The sequence below is a fragment of the Pseudomonas sp. Leaf127 genome, from assembly GCF_001423155.1.
GTDB lineage: Bacteria > Pseudomonadota > Gammaproteobacteria > Pseudomonadales > Pseudomonadaceae > Aquipseudomonas > Aquipseudomonas ovata.
The window spans coordinates 161334-176264 of record NZ_LMOA01000012.1 but is presented as its reverse complement, the minus strand read 5'-3'; the positions used below and the strand labels follow the sequence as shown (position 1 = coordinate 176264).

General features: G+C 64.2%; 12 protein-coding genes. 5 read left to right on the top strand and 7 right to left on the bottom strand.

Going from position 1 to position 14931, the window contains the following annotated elements:
- Positions 1-873, bottom strand: coding sequence for a transketolase (locus ASF84_RS08600; protein ID WP_056837224.1), 873 nt, complete (start codon positions 871-873; stop codon positions 1-3).
- A 133-nt stretch (positions 874-1006) separates the two neighbouring features.
- Here ASF84_RS08600 and ASF84_RS08595 point away from each other — a divergent pair, with 133 nt between their 5' ends.
- Positions 1007-1912 (top strand): LysR substrate-binding domain-containing protein, encoded by a 906-nt coding sequence (locus ASF84_RS08595; protein WP_056837222.1) that lies wholly within the window; start codon positions 1007-1009, stop codon positions 1910-1912.
- On the opposite strand, the gene ASF84_RS08590 is transcribed toward ASF84_RS08595, so the two are convergent.
- From ASF84_RS08590 to ASF84_RS08565, 6 genes are all read right to left on the bottom strand, one after another.
- On the bottom strand, positions 1913-2740 hold the full coding sequence (locus tag ASF84_RS08590; protein ID WP_056837220.1) for a hypothetical protein: 828 nt from the start codon (positions 2738-2740) through the stop codon (positions 1913-1915).
- 130 nt (positions 2741-2870) lie between these two features.
- Positions 2871-3200 (bottom strand): DUF2790 domain-containing protein, encoded by a 330-nt coding sequence (locus tag ASF84_RS08585; protein ID WP_056837218.1) that lies wholly within the window; start codon positions 3198-3200, stop codon positions 2871-2873.
- 148 nt (positions 3201-3348) lie between these two features.
- The gene (locus ASF84_RS08580) at positions 3349-6477 is read right to left on the bottom strand and encodes a CusA/CzcA family heavy metal efflux RND transporter (RefSeq protein ID WP_056837216.1); all 3129 of its coding nucleotides are present in this window, start codon (positions 6475-6477) and stop codon (positions 3349-3351) included.
- Positions 6478-6501: 24 nt separating this feature from the next.
- On the bottom strand, positions 6502-7815 hold the full coding sequence (locus ASF84_RS08575) for an efflux RND transporter periplasmic adaptor subunit (protein ID WP_056837214.1): 1314 nt from the start codon (positions 7813-7815) through the stop codon (positions 6502-6504).
- Positions 7816-7873: 58 nt separating this feature from the next.
- Positions 7874-9067, bottom strand: coding sequence for a TolC family protein (locus ASF84_RS08570; protein WP_056837212.1), 1194 nt, complete (start codon positions 9065-9067; stop codon positions 7874-7876).
- A gap of 198 nt (positions 9068-9265) precedes the next feature.
- Positions 9266-9733, bottom strand: coding sequence for a MarR family winged helix-turn-helix transcriptional regulator (locus ASF84_RS08565; protein WP_056837210.1), 468 nt, complete (start codon positions 9731-9733; stop codon positions 9266-9268).
- Positions 9734-9988: 255 nt separating this feature from the next.
- Between ASF84_RS08565 and ASF84_RS08560 the strand changes: the two genes are divergently transcribed.
- The 4 genes from ASF84_RS08560 to ASF84_RS08545 all read left to right on the top strand — a co-directional run bounded on the left by ASF84_RS08560 (position 9989) and on the right by ASF84_RS08545 (position 14878).
- The gene (locus ASF84_RS08560; RefSeq protein WP_056837208.1) at positions 9989-10942 is read left to right on the top strand and encodes a PDR/VanB family oxidoreductase; all 954 of its coding nucleotides are present in this window, start codon (positions 9989-9991) and stop codon (positions 10940-10942) included.
- Between the two features lie 40 nt (positions 10943-10982).
- Complete coding sequence (locus ASF84_RS08555; protein ID WP_056837206.1) at positions 10983-12056, top strand: aromatic ring-hydroxylating dioxygenase subunit alpha; 1074 nt, start codon at positions 10983-10985, stop codon at positions 12054-12056.
- Between the two features lie 172 nt (positions 12057-12228).
- The gene (locus ASF84_RS08550) at positions 12229-13563 is read left to right on the top strand and encodes an MFS transporter (protein ID WP_056837204.1); all 1335 of its coding nucleotides are present in this window, start codon (positions 12229-12231) and stop codon (positions 13561-13563) included.
- Positions 13564-13600: 37 nt separating this feature from the next.
- On the top strand, positions 13601-14878 hold the full coding sequence (locus tag ASF84_RS08545) for an OprD family outer membrane porin (protein WP_082481456.1): 1278 nt from the start codon (positions 13601-13603) through the stop codon (positions 14876-14878).
- The last annotated feature ends 53 nt before the right edge of the window (positions 14879-14931 follow it).

Here is a 14931-nt window from a genome sequence, read left to right as displayed (position 1 = left end):
TCAGTGCACTCCTTGGTCGTAGTGGGCGTCCAGCGCCGTCAGCGCCGCCTGCCACTCGTGTGGCTCGACGCGGATGAAGTGGTTTTTCTCGCGGGTTTCGAGAAAGTCCACGCCCTTGCCCATCAAGGTGTCGAAGAGGATGACCCGGGGCCGGGCCTCGGCCACCGCCATCGCGGTGTCGAATGCACCCAGTACGGCCGCCAAGTCGTTGCCATCGACACGCTGCACGTGCCAGCCAAAGGCTTGCCACTTGTCGACCAGGGGTTCGAATTCCAGGACTTCGTGGGAGTTGCCATCGGCCTGCTGCTTGTTCAGGTCGACCAGCGCAATCAGGTTGCCCAGTTTGTGATGCGCCGCCGACATGGCCGCTTCCCAGGTTGCCCCCTCGTCCAGCTCACCGTCGGACATCGAATTGAACACCCAGGCCGGATTGCCCTTCATGCGCAGGCCCAGTGCCATGCCGACGCCGATGGCCAGGCCCTGGCCCAGCGAGCCCCCGGACATTTCCATGCCCGGGGTGTAGGTGGCCATGCCCGACATCGGCAGCCGGCTGTCATCGGCGCCGTAGCTGTCCAGCTCATCCTCGGCAATCACGCCGGCTTCGAGCAATGCCGCGTACAAGGCAATGGCGTAATGCCCGTGGGACAGCAAAAAACGGTCGCGGCCCTCCCAGGTGGGATCACCGGGGTCCAGCTGCATGGCATGGCAGTAGGCGACCGCCAGCACATCGGCCCAGCCCAGTGCCTGGCCGACGTAGCCCTGGCCCTGGACTTCACCCATGCGCAGCGCAAAGCGCCGGATGCGCCAGGCGTGATGAGCCAGCGCGGCAAGAGGCTCGGGGGGCGCAATGGCGCCTGAAGGAATTATTGTCATTGTGGTTTCCTGCTTGCGATAGAAATGGCCCCGTGCTGAACTGATGTTAAATATTCATCAAATAGTTCAAGCCGGAACGTAGAGCCACGCTATCACTGAGGTTTACACCCTTACAAAAGGCATTTTTACAATAATGAATGAACAAAATTCATCAATAGCCCGACTGCGCAAAGTGCCATTGTCATCGCTGCGCGTGTTTGAGGCGGCCGGGCGCAGCGGCTCCTTTGCCGTGGCCGCACACGAGCTGGGCCTGTCGTCGAGCGCTGTCAGTCACTCGATTCGCAAGCTCGAAGACGCCATCGACCTGGTGCTGTTCGAACGCACCACTCGCGAGGTGAACCTCACCGTGCGCGGCCGCCTGCTGCTGGAGCATGTGCAGCGCGGGCTGGACGAAATGCACCGCGGCTTTGCCCTGGTCAATGCCGACGAGCCACCCCCGCTGCGCCTGCACACCGCCCCCAGCTTCGGTACGCAATGGCTGATGCCACGCCTGGCGCGTTTCGTGGCTGCGCACCCGAATATCGACCTGCGCTTTTCGGCCAGCACTGAATACGCCCGCTTCGAGAACGACGACTTCGACCTGGACATTGTCTACGGCGAACCCAAGGGCAGCCTCAATGAAAAGGTGCCGCTGGCCGTCGAGCACCTTACGCCGCTGTGCAGCCCGCAGATCGCTGCCCGCATTCGCAGCCCGCAAGACCTCTACCAGCACACCCTGATTCAGTGCGAAGTGCAGATGCTGCAATGGAAAGGCTGGTTCGAGGCCAACCACCTGTTCGCGCCCCATCACTACGCGTTGCGCTTCGACCGCAGCGCCATGGCCATCGCGGCGGCCGTCAACGGCATGGGTGTGGTGCTGGAGTCGACCTTGCTGGCCGAAGGCGAATTGCAGAGCGGCACCCTGGTGGCGCCGCTGCGCAGCGTGACCCATGAGATCCAGTACATCGGGCATTACCTGGTGTACCCCAGGCGGCGCACCCGGCACGAGGCCTCGGAGGTGTTCAAGAAGTGGCTGCTCGATGAGATCGGGGTACGCTGATCAGTCGTTGATCCGGGTCATGACTTCACTGACCCGCTGGCCATCGAGAAAAAAGCTGTAGCGCAATCGGGCATCAGGGGTGGGTTGCAGGACAATGGTGTTGTTCGACTTGTGGAACGGATGGCGAAAGAGCAAGGGGTTGTCGGAATAGGCAAAACTCTGGAAATGCAGCTCATCGCCGACCCAGCGGACATCGTTGAACAGGTGATGCCAGTTTTCATCACCGGCATTGAGCAGGTAATAGCGGCCGTTAGCGTCACGGACGATTTCCAGCAGCATCTGGTCTTCGGCCCCGGCCCACTTGCCGACGTAGCGGCCCATGTCGGGGTGGTCCGGCAAGGTCGGTGCCGGCACAAAATCATCGGGCTGATAAGGCGTGCGTCGCGCCAGTTCGGTGCCCCGGGCACGATCGTGCGGGCATGACGCCGCGATCCTGTCGACCTTGCGGTAGTCGAATGTCAACCGCCGAGGCCCCACTTCACGCACCAGTTGCAGGCGTTCTGCCGAAAGGGACAGGACATTGAATTCGTAGGTGCCCAAGGGTGACGAGACATGGATCGTCTGCCCGTCTTCGGCCAGCCGGTAGTCGAAGGTTTGCACCGGTTGCGCACGCGGGTGCCTGCAATTGAACGGGTGCAACAACAAGGCGCCATCGGCGCGGTACTCGGCCACGGTGGCCGTGCCGTCCTGCAGCGGCTGCAGGGCCCAGATGCCCACGAGACGCGAGTTGACTGCCAGTGAATTCGTGGCATTCAGGTCACTGCTCTGGTAGGCACAACCACTCAGAATCAGGGTGCTCAGGACCAGGGGCATGAACGGGCTCGACACGATGCTCCTCCATGGTGGCATTGTTCAACGGCCCGGGTGCAAACCTGCATGCACCTGCACCCGATTGCGTTAATCGTAGTACGAGTATCGTAAAAAGCCCGGCTGAGCATCAAATGAGCGGGTCAAGGGCTTATGAATTGCTGCGACACTCACTCATGGCCCGGTATTGCAGCGCGTTGAGTTCGCCTCTGGAGTCCTTGTAGATCATCAGGCGCGGGGCGACTTCACAGGTTTTCTGCAAGGGCGACTTGAACACGATGCGGGCGACGTCCAGCTTCATGCCATACCGGTACTCGACAATGTCAGGCGCAGGCAGGTTCTGCCGGCTGGCGTGGTCCTGCACGATGCGCTGATAGTTGCTCAACGTCTGGGTCGATACCGAATGGTCGGGCCGGGAGGCCTGGGCGGCCAGGGGCATGGACATCACCAGGGCGGTCAACAAGGCGGTGGACAGTTTCATCGGGGTTCTCCTTCAAAAGATGAAGCCAGATTAACCACCGGTCGCTTGCCGGAGCATGGCGTGAACATGACCATTTCGTCATGTGGCCTTGTGCACACCGCTGCATGAAAAAACCCGCGACATGGCGCGGGTTCTTTACCTTAGGGAATCAATCAGGGTCGCGCCGATGCGCCCATTGATATAACGCCGGCAACACCAGCAGCGTGAGCATGGTCGAGGACAGGATGCCGCCGATCACCACCGTTGCCAGCGGACGCTGCACCTCGGCGCCGGTGCCGGTGGCCAGGGCCATGGGAATGAAGCCCAGCGAGGCCACCAGCGCGGTCATCAACACCGGACGCAGGCGGGTCAAGGCACCTTCATGGACCGCGTTCTGCAACGAGCGTCCCTCTTCGCGCAGGGCACGGATAAAGGCGATCATCACCAGGCCATTGAGCACCGCCACACCCGACAGGGCGATAAAACCCACGCCGGCCGAAATCGACAGCGGAATATCACGCAGCCACAGCGCCAGCACCCCGCCGGTCAGGGCAAACGGGATACCGGTGAACACCAGCAAGCCATCCTTGAGGTTGTTGAACATCATGAACAGCAAGGTCAGCACCAGCAGCAAGGCAATGGGCACCACGACCTGCAAGCGCTGGGCCGCCGATTGCAGTTGCTCGAACTGCCCACCCCACGCTGTCCAGTAACCGGTCGGAATGCGCACTTTTTCCTGCAGGGTCAGCCCGGCCTCCTCGACGAACGAGCCCAGGTCACGGCCCCGCACGTTGGCACTGACCACCACCACGCGCTTGCCGTTTTCACGGCTGATCTGGTTGGGGCCCAGCGCCAGGTCGAGGCTGGCAACCTGGCTCAGGGTGATAAAGCCGATCTGCTGCCCCGCACTGCCGGGCACCGGGATCAGCAGGCTGGCCAGCGCCTGCGGGTCGGTGCGCAGCGTTTCGGGCAGGCGCACCATCATGTCGAAGCGCCGGTCGCCTTCATACAGCGTGCCGGCCTCACGGCCGCCCACGGCAATCGCCAGGGCATCCTGCACGTCACCGATATTCAGGCCATGACGCGCTGCCTTGTCGCGGTCGATATTGATGGTCAGCACCGGCAGGCCGGTGGTCTGCTCGACCTTGACTTCCGAGGCACCGGGCACCGTCTGCAAAGTGCTGGCGATGGTGGCGGCGGTCTGGTTGAGCACGTCCATGTCGTCGCCATAGACCTTGACCGCCACGTCACTGCGCACCCCGGAAATCAGCTCGTTGAAGCGCAACTGAATGGGTTGTGACAACTCGTAGTTGCTGCCCGGCACGCTGGCCGCGGCCTGTTGCAGCTCGGCAATCAGCGTCTCGCGGGACTTGCCCGGGTCCGGCCACTCGCTGTGCGGCTTGAGCATCACATAGGCGTCGGAAATGTTCGGCGGCATCGGGTCAGCGGCAATTTCAGCGGTGCCGGTGCGGGCAAACACGCGCTCGACCTCAGGCATTTTCGCCATGATCGCCTTTTCAAGACGCTGCTGCATGTCCACCGACTGGCTCAGGCTGGTGCCCGGCACGCGCAGGGCCTGCAAGGCGAAGTCGCCTTCGCTCAGGCTGGGAATGAACTCGCTGCCCATGCGGCTGGCGGTCAAGCCCGACAGCACCACCAGCACAACGGCCAACGCAAAGGCGATGCTGCGATGTGCCAGCACCCAGTCCAGCACCGGGGCATAGCCCTGGCGGGCCTTGCGCATCACCAGGCCCTCTTCTTCCTTGACCTTGCCGGTCACGAACAGCGCAATCGCCGCCGGCACAAAGGTCACCGACAGGATCATCGCGCCCAGCAAGGCGATGACCACGGTAAAGGCCATGGGGTGGAACATCTTGCCCTCGACCCCGGTCAGGGCAAAGATCGGCAGGTACACCACCATGATGATCAACTGGCCGAAGATCAGCGGCCGGCGGGCTTCCCTGGCGGCAGCGAACACCTCGTGGAAGCGCTCCGAGCGGGTCAGCAGCCGGCCATGCTTGTGCTGCGCATGCGCCAGGCGGCGTATGGCGTTTTCGACGATCACCACCGCACCATCGACGATAATGCCGAAGTCCAGCGCGCCCAGGCTCATCAGGTTGGCACTGACGCGGTTGGCGAACATGCCGGTGAAGGTAAACAGCATGGCCAGCGGAATGACCATCGCGGTAATCAGCGCCGCACGGATATTGCCCAGGAACAGAAACAGGATGGCGATGACCAGGATCGCGCCTTCGATGAGGTTTTTCTTCACCGTGGCGATGGCCTTTTCCACCAGATGGGTGCGGTCGTAGACGGTGACGGCGCTGACGCCCTCGGGCAGGGTGCGGTTGATCTCGGCCAGGCGGGCGGCCACGGCCTGCGAAACGCTGCGGCTGTTTTCGCCAATCAGCATGAACACCGTGCCCAGCACCACTTCGCGACCGTTTTCGGTGGCCGCGCCCGAACGCAACTCCTTGCCGATCATGACCTCGGCCACGTCGCTGACCCGCACCGAGGTGCCCTGCACATGGGTCAGGACCACATTGGCGATGTCTTGCAGGCTGCCCAACTGGCCGGGCGCGCGAATCAGCAACTGCTCGCCGCTGCGTTCGATGTAGCCGGCGCCGACGTTGGCGTTGTTGCGCTCAAGAGCCGTGAGCAGGTCATTGAGGGTCAGCTTGTAGGCCGCCAGCTTGCGTGGGTCGGGGGCGATCTGGAACTGCCGGGCAAAGCCGCCGATGGTATTGATCTCGGCCACACCGGGCACGTTGCGCAGCTGCGGCTTGATGACCCAGTCCTGGATCACCCGCAGGTCGGTGGGCGTGTAAGGCGTGCCATCGGGCTTGCGCGCCTCGTCACGGGCCTCGACCGTCCACAGGAAAATTTCGCCCAGGCCGGTGGACACCGGGCCCATGACCGCATCGACCCCGGCCGGCAATTGCTGGCGGGCGTTCTGCAAGCGTTCGCTGACCCACTGGCGGGCGGCGAACAGGTCGGTGCCCTCCTTGAAGATCACCGTGACCTGCGACAACCCGGAGCGCGACAGCGAGCGGGTCTGTTGCAGACCGGGCAGCCCGGCCATCGCGGTCTCGATGGCAAAGGTGATGCGTTGCTCGGTTTCCAGCGGCGAAAAACCAGGTGCGGCAGTATTGATCTGCACCTGGACATTGGTGATGTCCGGCACGGCGTCAATGGGCAGTTTCTGATAACTGGCGATCCCCAGCCCGGCCATGAGCAGGACCGCGAGCATCACGACGATGCGCTGCTCGATGGCGAATTGAATCAGGCGTTCAAACATGCAGGCGTACTCGTGGGCAGCGGATCAATGGGAGTGCTCGGCCGAACCTTTGCCCAGCTCGGATTTGAGGACGAAACTGCCAGCGGCTGCGACCTGGCTACCGGGCTGCAAGCCTTCAAGAATCTCTACATGCCCGCCGGTCTGACGGCCGGTCCTGACCGGTTGCAACAGGAAGCCCTCGGCGTTGCGCACGAACACCGAGGGCCGGTTTTCCACCGTCTGCAGTGCCGCCTCCGGCACGGTGACGGCGGCCTGGGCCTGGGCCACGGTCACGTCGATATTCACCAGCAACCCCGGGCGCCAGGCGCCCTGCGGGTTGGCCAGGGTCACCCGCACCGGCGCGGCGCGGCTCTGCTCGCCCAACAGGCTGCCGACATAACCCACCCGCCCTTCGACCCGGGCATTGAGGTCAGGCGCGGTCACCGTGACCGAGCGCCCCACCTGCACCTTGTCCAGGTCCTTGGCGGTGACGCCGAAGGTGGCCCAGACCCGGGTCAGGTCTGACAAGGTGAAGGCATTGCTGGCCTCGCTGACCACTTCGCCCTGGGTCAGGTGCTTTTCGACGATCATGGCGTCGAACGGCGCCACCAGCTCATAGCGGTTGCCGCCGGCCGGGTTGAGCCCGGCGCCGATCACCGCCAGCTTCTGCCGGGCATTGGTGACGTTGATCTGCGCCTCTTCAAAGGCCTGTCGGGCCAACTGGTAATCCTGCTCGGCCGAGATCTTGTCCTGCCACAGGGTCTTTTCGCGCTGCAGGGTGCTGCGGGCGGTTTCCAGCCGGCGCTGGGCGGCGCTCAGCTCGCTGCGTTGATCGGCGATCTGCGGGCTGGCGATCATGGCCAGGACCTGGCCTTTTCTGACCGGTTGCCCCAGCTCGACCAGCACGCGCTCCACCACGCCACCGACCCGGGGCACCAGGTGCGCGGTGCGGTCTTCATCGAAGCGGATCTCGCCGGGAAAACTCACAGCCACGCCCATCGGCCGAGCCGTGGCGACGGCCAGTTCGATGCCGGCGCTGGTGATCTGCTCAGTCGACAACGCCAGCTGGCCTGCTTCGTGGCCCTCTTCTTCATGCCCCTGTTCTTCATGAGCATGGCCGTCATCGGCCTTGGCGGTTTTCTCATCGCCATGGCTTTTCTCTTCATGACCGGCCTGGTCATGCTCATGGTCGTCGTCCTTGGGCGTGGCCGGCGCCTTGGCCGGGGTCACGGGCGCGGCCGGCTGCGGATGATCGTGATCATGATCGTCATGGGACTCTTCGGCGTTCAGGCTCAGACTGCCCAGGCCGACAAGGCCGGCCAGCGCCACGGCAAGGGCAAGGCTGCGTGTGTTGTTCATGGAAGCTCCAGGTCATGGCCGGCCAGCAATGGCTGGCTCCACGGCCGAAAATCGAGGGTCAGGGATGAGTGGCGACGCGACCGAAATCGCCGTAGATGCGCTCGATGGCCACCTGGGCTTCAGTGGCCGAGGCCAGCGCGTCCAGGTAGCGGCTGCGGGCATCGATCAGGGTGCGCTGGGCGTCCAGCACGTCGATGAAACCGAACTTGCCGACCTCGAAACCGCGTGTGGCGGTGTCTACGGCCTGTTGCGCGGCCGGGAGGATCACGCCGGTAAAGGACGCCGCTTCACTGGCGGCGTTGTTCCACTGGTCCAGCGCCGAACGGGTCTGGGTGCGCAGGTCAAGCTCTACGGCATTGCGCAGGTCGCGGGCCTGGTCGGCGCGGCGCGAGGCGGCCAGCACATTGCCCTGGTTGCGGTCGAACAGCGGCAGCGGCACCGACAGGCCGACCACATTGATGCGTTCGCGCTCTTCGCGGCTGTACTGGCTGCCGAGGCTGACGGTGAGGTTGGGGATGCGCTGGGCCCGCTCGGAGCCCAGCGAGGCCTCGCGCTGCCGGATCTGCGCCTCGGCCAGACGCATGGCCGGCACCTGCTCAAGCACGGCCAGCAAGCGTGCGGCCGCCGGCGCCGAGGGCGGCGCGAGATCAGCAAAGCCCAGGCGTTGCCCTTCATGTTCCAGCGTACCGGTCACCCGGGCCAGTTGCCGCTGGCTGTCGGCCAGTTGGGTGCGGGCCTTGCGCAGTTGCAGTTCGGTTTCGGCCAGTTGCACCTGGGCGCGGGTGGCCTCGATGGGCGAGACCTGCCCGGCACGTACCCGGCCATCTGCGACGTGCAGGCCACGCTCGGCCAGGCGGCGCGACTGCTCGGCCAGTTCGACGGCGGTCTGCGCGCGTGCAGCCGCATAAAATGCCTGAGTCACCGTTGCGCGCAGCTCATGGGTGCGACGCTCCAGCTCAAGCCGGGCAGTGTCCTGGCCGCGCTCGGCGACATCGATACGGGCCCCGCGCTTGCCGCCCAGCTCCAGTGCCTGGCTGAGCATCACCGTGGTGGTGCGGGTGGCGCGGCGGGTGTCTTCGACTTCCCACGACAACTCGGGGTTGGGCATCAGCCCGGCCTGCTGGCGCTCGCCGTCGGCGATGCCAAGGTCCTGGCGCACGGCAGCCAGCTCGGGATTGCGCGCAAAGGCGCCGTCAATGGCCTGCGCCAGCGTCAGGTCGGCGGCTTGCAGGTAGCCGGCGGACACGAGCATCACACACAGCACGCCAAACCGGACCAGACGCCTGCGGCAGCCGGTTTTCAGGAAAAGGTCTTGATCTGCAGGCACGTTTACAGCTCCCCGTCACACACTGGCCAGGCCCTGAGCGGGCCGAATATTGAGTGCGAGGGACTGTAGGGAACTGCCGTTATCGGCAGGATTGCCTGAACATTACAATTTCGTTATATGCGGTTACACCGCCGGATCGTAGTCATTCACATGGCCCACCTGACGCTGCAAACGCCCCAGCAGATCGATCAGGGTGTCCACCTCTTGCGGCGACAAATCGCCGAGCAGACGCCGCTCGCGCTCCAGCGCCACCTTGATCACCCGGTCATGCAGCGCCTGGCCACTGTCGGTCAGGCTGATGGTGTAGCGCCGGGCATCCCTGGGGTCGACCTGGCTGCGAATATGCCCGGCGGCTTCCAGTGTCTGCAACGAACGACTGGCTGCGCTCTTGTCCAGGCCGACGACCTGGCAGATACGGTTGGCGGTGATGTCGCTCTCGACCGCCAGCATGGACAGCATCCGCCACTCCACCACACCGATGCCGAAATGCTTGCGGTAGCACTGCGAGGCACCGGTGCCGAGCTTGTTGGTGAGGAAAGTAAGCAGGCCTGGCACATAGCGGGCAAGGTCGAGCTGGGCGTCGGAGGACATGGCGAAAATACCTTGGGTCAGTAGCACACGAAAATTAGTTGACACCGCAACCAATTGGATAGAGGATCTGCCTCATCAGCATACCCAACCTCACAACAATAATGATCAGGTGCCTGCCATGAGTCCGTCCGACCGCCACACCCTCTCCCCGCCCCGGCACCTCAAGTGACCGGTCCGGCCAGCCTGCGCTGACCGGACCCGATGCGTTTTTCAACCTGTTTTTTCAACAGCCATTTGAGTATGGAGGGGCACGTCATGCTTGAAGTCCATGTTACGGGCAAGACCGTCGAAGCCTTGGGCATCTGCAGTTTCGAACTGCGGGCCATCGATGGCGGGCCGCTGCCGGCCTTCGAGGCCGGTGCGCATGTCGATGTGCACATCGCGCCGGGGCTGACCCGGCAATACTCGCTGTGCAACGACCCGCGCGAGCGGCATCGCTACCTGATCGGCGTGCTGCGCGACCCGGCCTCGCGCGGCGGCTCGAACGCCCTGCACGATACGCTGCATGTCGGCCAGACGCTGACCCTCGGCACGCCACGCAACCTGTTCGCCCTGGCGCCCACCGGCACGCGCCACCTGCTGCTTGGGGGTGGCATCGGCATCACACCGATGCTGGCGATGGCACATGAACTGCATCACCGGGGCGCCGACTTCGAGCTGCATTACTGCTTTCGCAGCCGTGACCGCGCCGCCTTCGTACCGATGCTCGAACAGTGCGCCTTCGCCCGTCATGTCTGTCTGCACGATGACAGCGGTGCCCTCCTGCAAAAGCTCGACGCGCCGGCCCTGCTGGGTACACCGACGGCCGGCAGCCACCTGTATGTGTGTGGCCCGGGCGGCTTCATGCAGCACATCCTCGACACCGCCCGCGCAGCCGGCTGGCCCGAAGCGCAGGTGCACCGCGAATTCTTCGCCGCCACGGCGGCCGATCCTGCGACCAATACCGCGTTCGAAATCGAGCTGGCCAGCAGCGGCCGGGTGCTGTGCGTACCGCCCGAGCGGACGGTGTTCGAGGTGCTCGATGAAGCCGGCGTCATGATCGACTCCTCTTGCGAGCAAGGCGTCTGCGGCACCTGCCTGACCCGCGTACTGGCAGGCATTCCGGATCATCGGGATCAGTTTCTGACCCCCGCCGAGCAGGCCGCCAATGACTGCTTTCTGCCCTGCTGTTCACGGGCGCACTCCACGCGCCTGGTACTGGACCTTTGATCGCCCCCTCAAAACAACAACCGTGCCCCTGGAGACCCTCATGACTTCATCCACCGCTCAAGCGCTCGCCCATGACGCCGCCGCACCGGCCACGCCACGCTTTGCCCTGGACCAATGGTACGTCGCGGCCCTGGCCTGGGAGCTGCAGGACAAACCGCTGGGCCGTACCTTGCTGAACACCCCCGTGGTGCTGTTTCGCACCGCCGACGGCCAGGTCGCGGCACTGGAGGACCGCTGCTGTCATCGCGCCCTGCCGTTGTCCAACGGCACGCTTGAAGCTGGCGGCCTGCGCTGTGGCTATCACGGTCTGCTGTTCGACGAAGGCGGCCGCTGCATCGAGATCCCGGGGCAGGACAAGATTCCCGGCAAGGCGCGGGTGTCGGCGTATCCGGTGCGCGAACAGGATCAGATCGTCTGGATCTGGTTTGGCAGCGCCGCGCATCCCGAGCCGTTGTGCGAGCCACCGGTCTATGACGTGCACAGCAGCGGCAAATACCTGTTCGACGGCAGTGTGTACCACTACGACGCGCCTTATCAACTGATCCACGACAACCTGATGGACCTCAGCCACCTGGGCTATGTGCACCTGCGCACCATCGGCGGCAATGCCGGCATCCACATGAATGCGCACATGCGTGTCGAAGGTGACGACCACGTCGTGCGCGTGGTGCGCCATATGCCGGACTCGGTGCCGCCACCGACCTACAGCGCCGCCTATCCGTTCAAGGACAAGATCGATCGCTGGCAGGAAATCGAGTTTCACGTCAGTCACCTGCGCATCTGGACCGGCGCGGTCGATGCTGGCAGCGACGATCTCAATGACCCGCAGCGTGGCGGCTTTCACATGCGCGGCTTTCATGGCGTCACGCCCGAGACCGACACCACCAGCCATTACTTCTGGACCATGGCCACCAACCCTGAACACGATGCCGAGGCGGTCAAGGCCAAGGTCATCGAGCAGACCATCCTGACCTTCGACGAAGACAAACAGATCATCGAGGCCCAGTACCGCAACATGTGCCGCTTCGGTACACGCCCCATGATCGACATTCACGTCGACGCCGGCGCCAACCGCGCACGACGGATCATCGAACGGTTGCGCCTGGCCTCGTGAGCCCGGTGTAGACCGCTGAAACAGGCTCATTCCGAGCCGCCCTGCATGCGCCACTGACCACAACAACAAAAAGGTATCGCCATGTTCCTCATTTGCCCCATTCGCCGTGGGCTGGCTTCGGCCGCCCGCCATTTGCCTGTTGCCCTGCACACCCTGAACGGAGCCTGACGCCATGCCCGCATCGATCGGACTGCAGATGGATGAAAAACCCATGGTCAGGTTTCAATGGGGCGTGGTCGCGCTCTGCTTCCTGATCAATATGCTCGATGGTTTTGACGTGCTGGTCATGGCGTTTACCGCCGCCTCCGTGTCGGCCGAATGGAGCCTGTCCGGCACCCGCCTGGGCTACTTGCTCAGCGCCGGCCTGGTGGGCATGGCCATCGGCTCGCTGTTTATCGCGCCGTGGGCCGACCGCTTCGGTCGCCGCCCTTTGATCCTGTTGTGCGTGGGCGTGGCCGGTGCCGGCATGGTCGCCTCGTCACAGGCCGGCTCGCCGCTGGTGCTGGGCGCCTGGCGGCTGCTGACCGGGCTGGGCATCGGCGGCATCCTGGCCAGCAGTTATGTGATTGCCGGCGAGTACGCCAACAAGCGCTGGCGCGGCCTGGCCATCAGCCTGCAAAGCACCGCGTATGCGCTGGGCGCGACCCTTGGCGGGCTGATCGCCACGCAGATGATCCCGGCGCTGGGCTGGCGCTCGGTGTTCCTGTACGGCGGACTGGTCACGCTGGCGACCTTGCCAGTGCTATGGCTGTGGTTGCCCGAATCGTTGGCCTTCCTGCTGTCGCGCCAGCCGACCGGGGCGCTGGCGCGAGTCAATCGCCTGTTGCGCGCGGTGAAGCTGGCCGGCATCGAATACCTGCCGACTATCACCCACAGCGCCAGCCCGTCCTTGCGCACCACCTTTGCCCGGTTGTTCTCGGCGCCCTTGCTGCGCTCGACGCTGCTGATCTGGGCGGCCTTTTTTCTGGTGATGTTCGGTTTCTACTTCGTCATGAGCTGGACCCCGCGCCTGCTGGTGGCGGCCGGGCTGTCCAACCAGCAAGGCATCACCGGCGGCGTATTGCTCAACGTGGGCGGCATCTTCGGCACCGCCCTGGTCGGCCTGCTGGCAGCGCGCTTTCGCCTGTCACGGGTGTTGATGGCCTACCTGCTGATCAATGCGGTGCTGGTGGCCGGGTTTGTCAGGTTCACCGACAACCTGGCCGTGACCTTCGCGCTGGTGGTGCTGATCGGCATTTTCGTCAATGGCTGCGTCGCCGGCCTCTACGCCTTGACCCCGACGATCTACGCCGCCGGCCAGCGGGTCACCGGCCTGGGCTGGGGAATTGGCATCGGCCGGGCGGGTGCGATTGCTTCACCGCTGGTGGCCGGCCAACTGATCGATGCGCACTGGCAACCGGCCGACCTGTATGGGCTGTTCGGCCTGGCCTTTGTGCTCGCCGCACTTATCGTCAGCCTGCTCAAGGCCCAACCGGCCCAGCCCCTGCGCAGCGCGACCAACCTGTAAACGGCAGCCGACAACCCCCATAAGAAGGGCACATGCAATGATCTCTCGCTATCGAATCGCCAGCCTGTATGGGCTGGGCGTGGCTGCCGCCTGCGCGTCGTACAGCGCCGTGGCAGGCTTTCTGGACGAGTCCAGTGTCAGCGTGACGGCACGCAACTACTACCTGGACCGCGACTTCAAGGGTGACACCCCCTACCCGGCCGCACGCGAATGGGCACAGGGTTTCATCTTCAAGGCGCAATCGGGGTTCACCGAAGGCCGGGCCGGTTTTGGCCTCGACCTGACCGGCCTGTTGGGCCTGCGGCTCGACTCATCGGCGCAGCACACCGGCACCCAGTTGCTGCCCTTCGACCCGCAGACCCGCCAGGCCCGGGATGAATACTCGGAACTGGGGGCGACCTTCAAGGCCCGCCTCGACCAGACCCGATTCAGCTACGGCACCCAGTTCCCGAACCTGCCGGTGATCACGGCCAGCCCGGCACGGCTATTGCCGCAATCGTTTCGTGGCACCCAGGTCACCAGCGATGCCATTGAGCGCCTGACCCTGCACGCCGGACGCATGGACCGGGTCAACCTGCGTGACTCGACCGATGAACAATCGATGGCGGTGGCCTCGCCCAACGGCCGCTTCAGGGCCGGTGCGTTGTCTGAGCGGTTCGACTTCATCGGCGGTGACTACCGAGCCACCGATGCCCTGACCCTGCGCTATTACCATGCCCGCTTGCAGGACATCTACACCCAGGATTTCGTCGGGGCGTTGCACACCTGGCCCTTGGGGCCGGGCCGTCTGAAGAGCGACCTGCGCCTGTTCGACAGCCGCGAGAACGGTCGGGCCGAGGCGGGCCCTGTCGATAACCTCAATGCCGGGCTCATGCTCAGCTATCAACTGGGCGCGCAGACGCTGGGGCTGGGCTACATGCACCTGAGCGGAGACACCGCCATGCCCTACCTGGGCGGTGGCGAACCGGCAGTGCTCAGCGACGGCACATTGAGCGCCGATTTCGTCAACCCCGGAGAACGCACCTGGGTGGCACGCTACGACTATGATTTTGCAGCCGTCGGCGCGCCCGGCCTCAAGGGCATGCTGCGTTATCTGCGCGGGCACCATATCGACCTGCCCAGGCTGGGCGGCAACAGCCTGGCGGAATCGTCCAAGGACCTTGAGCTGTCGTACGTGGTGCAAGCCGGTGTTGCCAAGGGGCTGGCATTTCGGGTGCGTCATGCGTTCTATCGCAGTGACCTGAGCGGCGCTGCAACGTTTCGTAACGACAATGAAACCCGCGTAAACGTGGACTACACCTTCAAACTCTGGTGAGTACCCGATAAAGATCCCGTCCAGCGCTTGACCTTATAGCCACTCCAGACTTC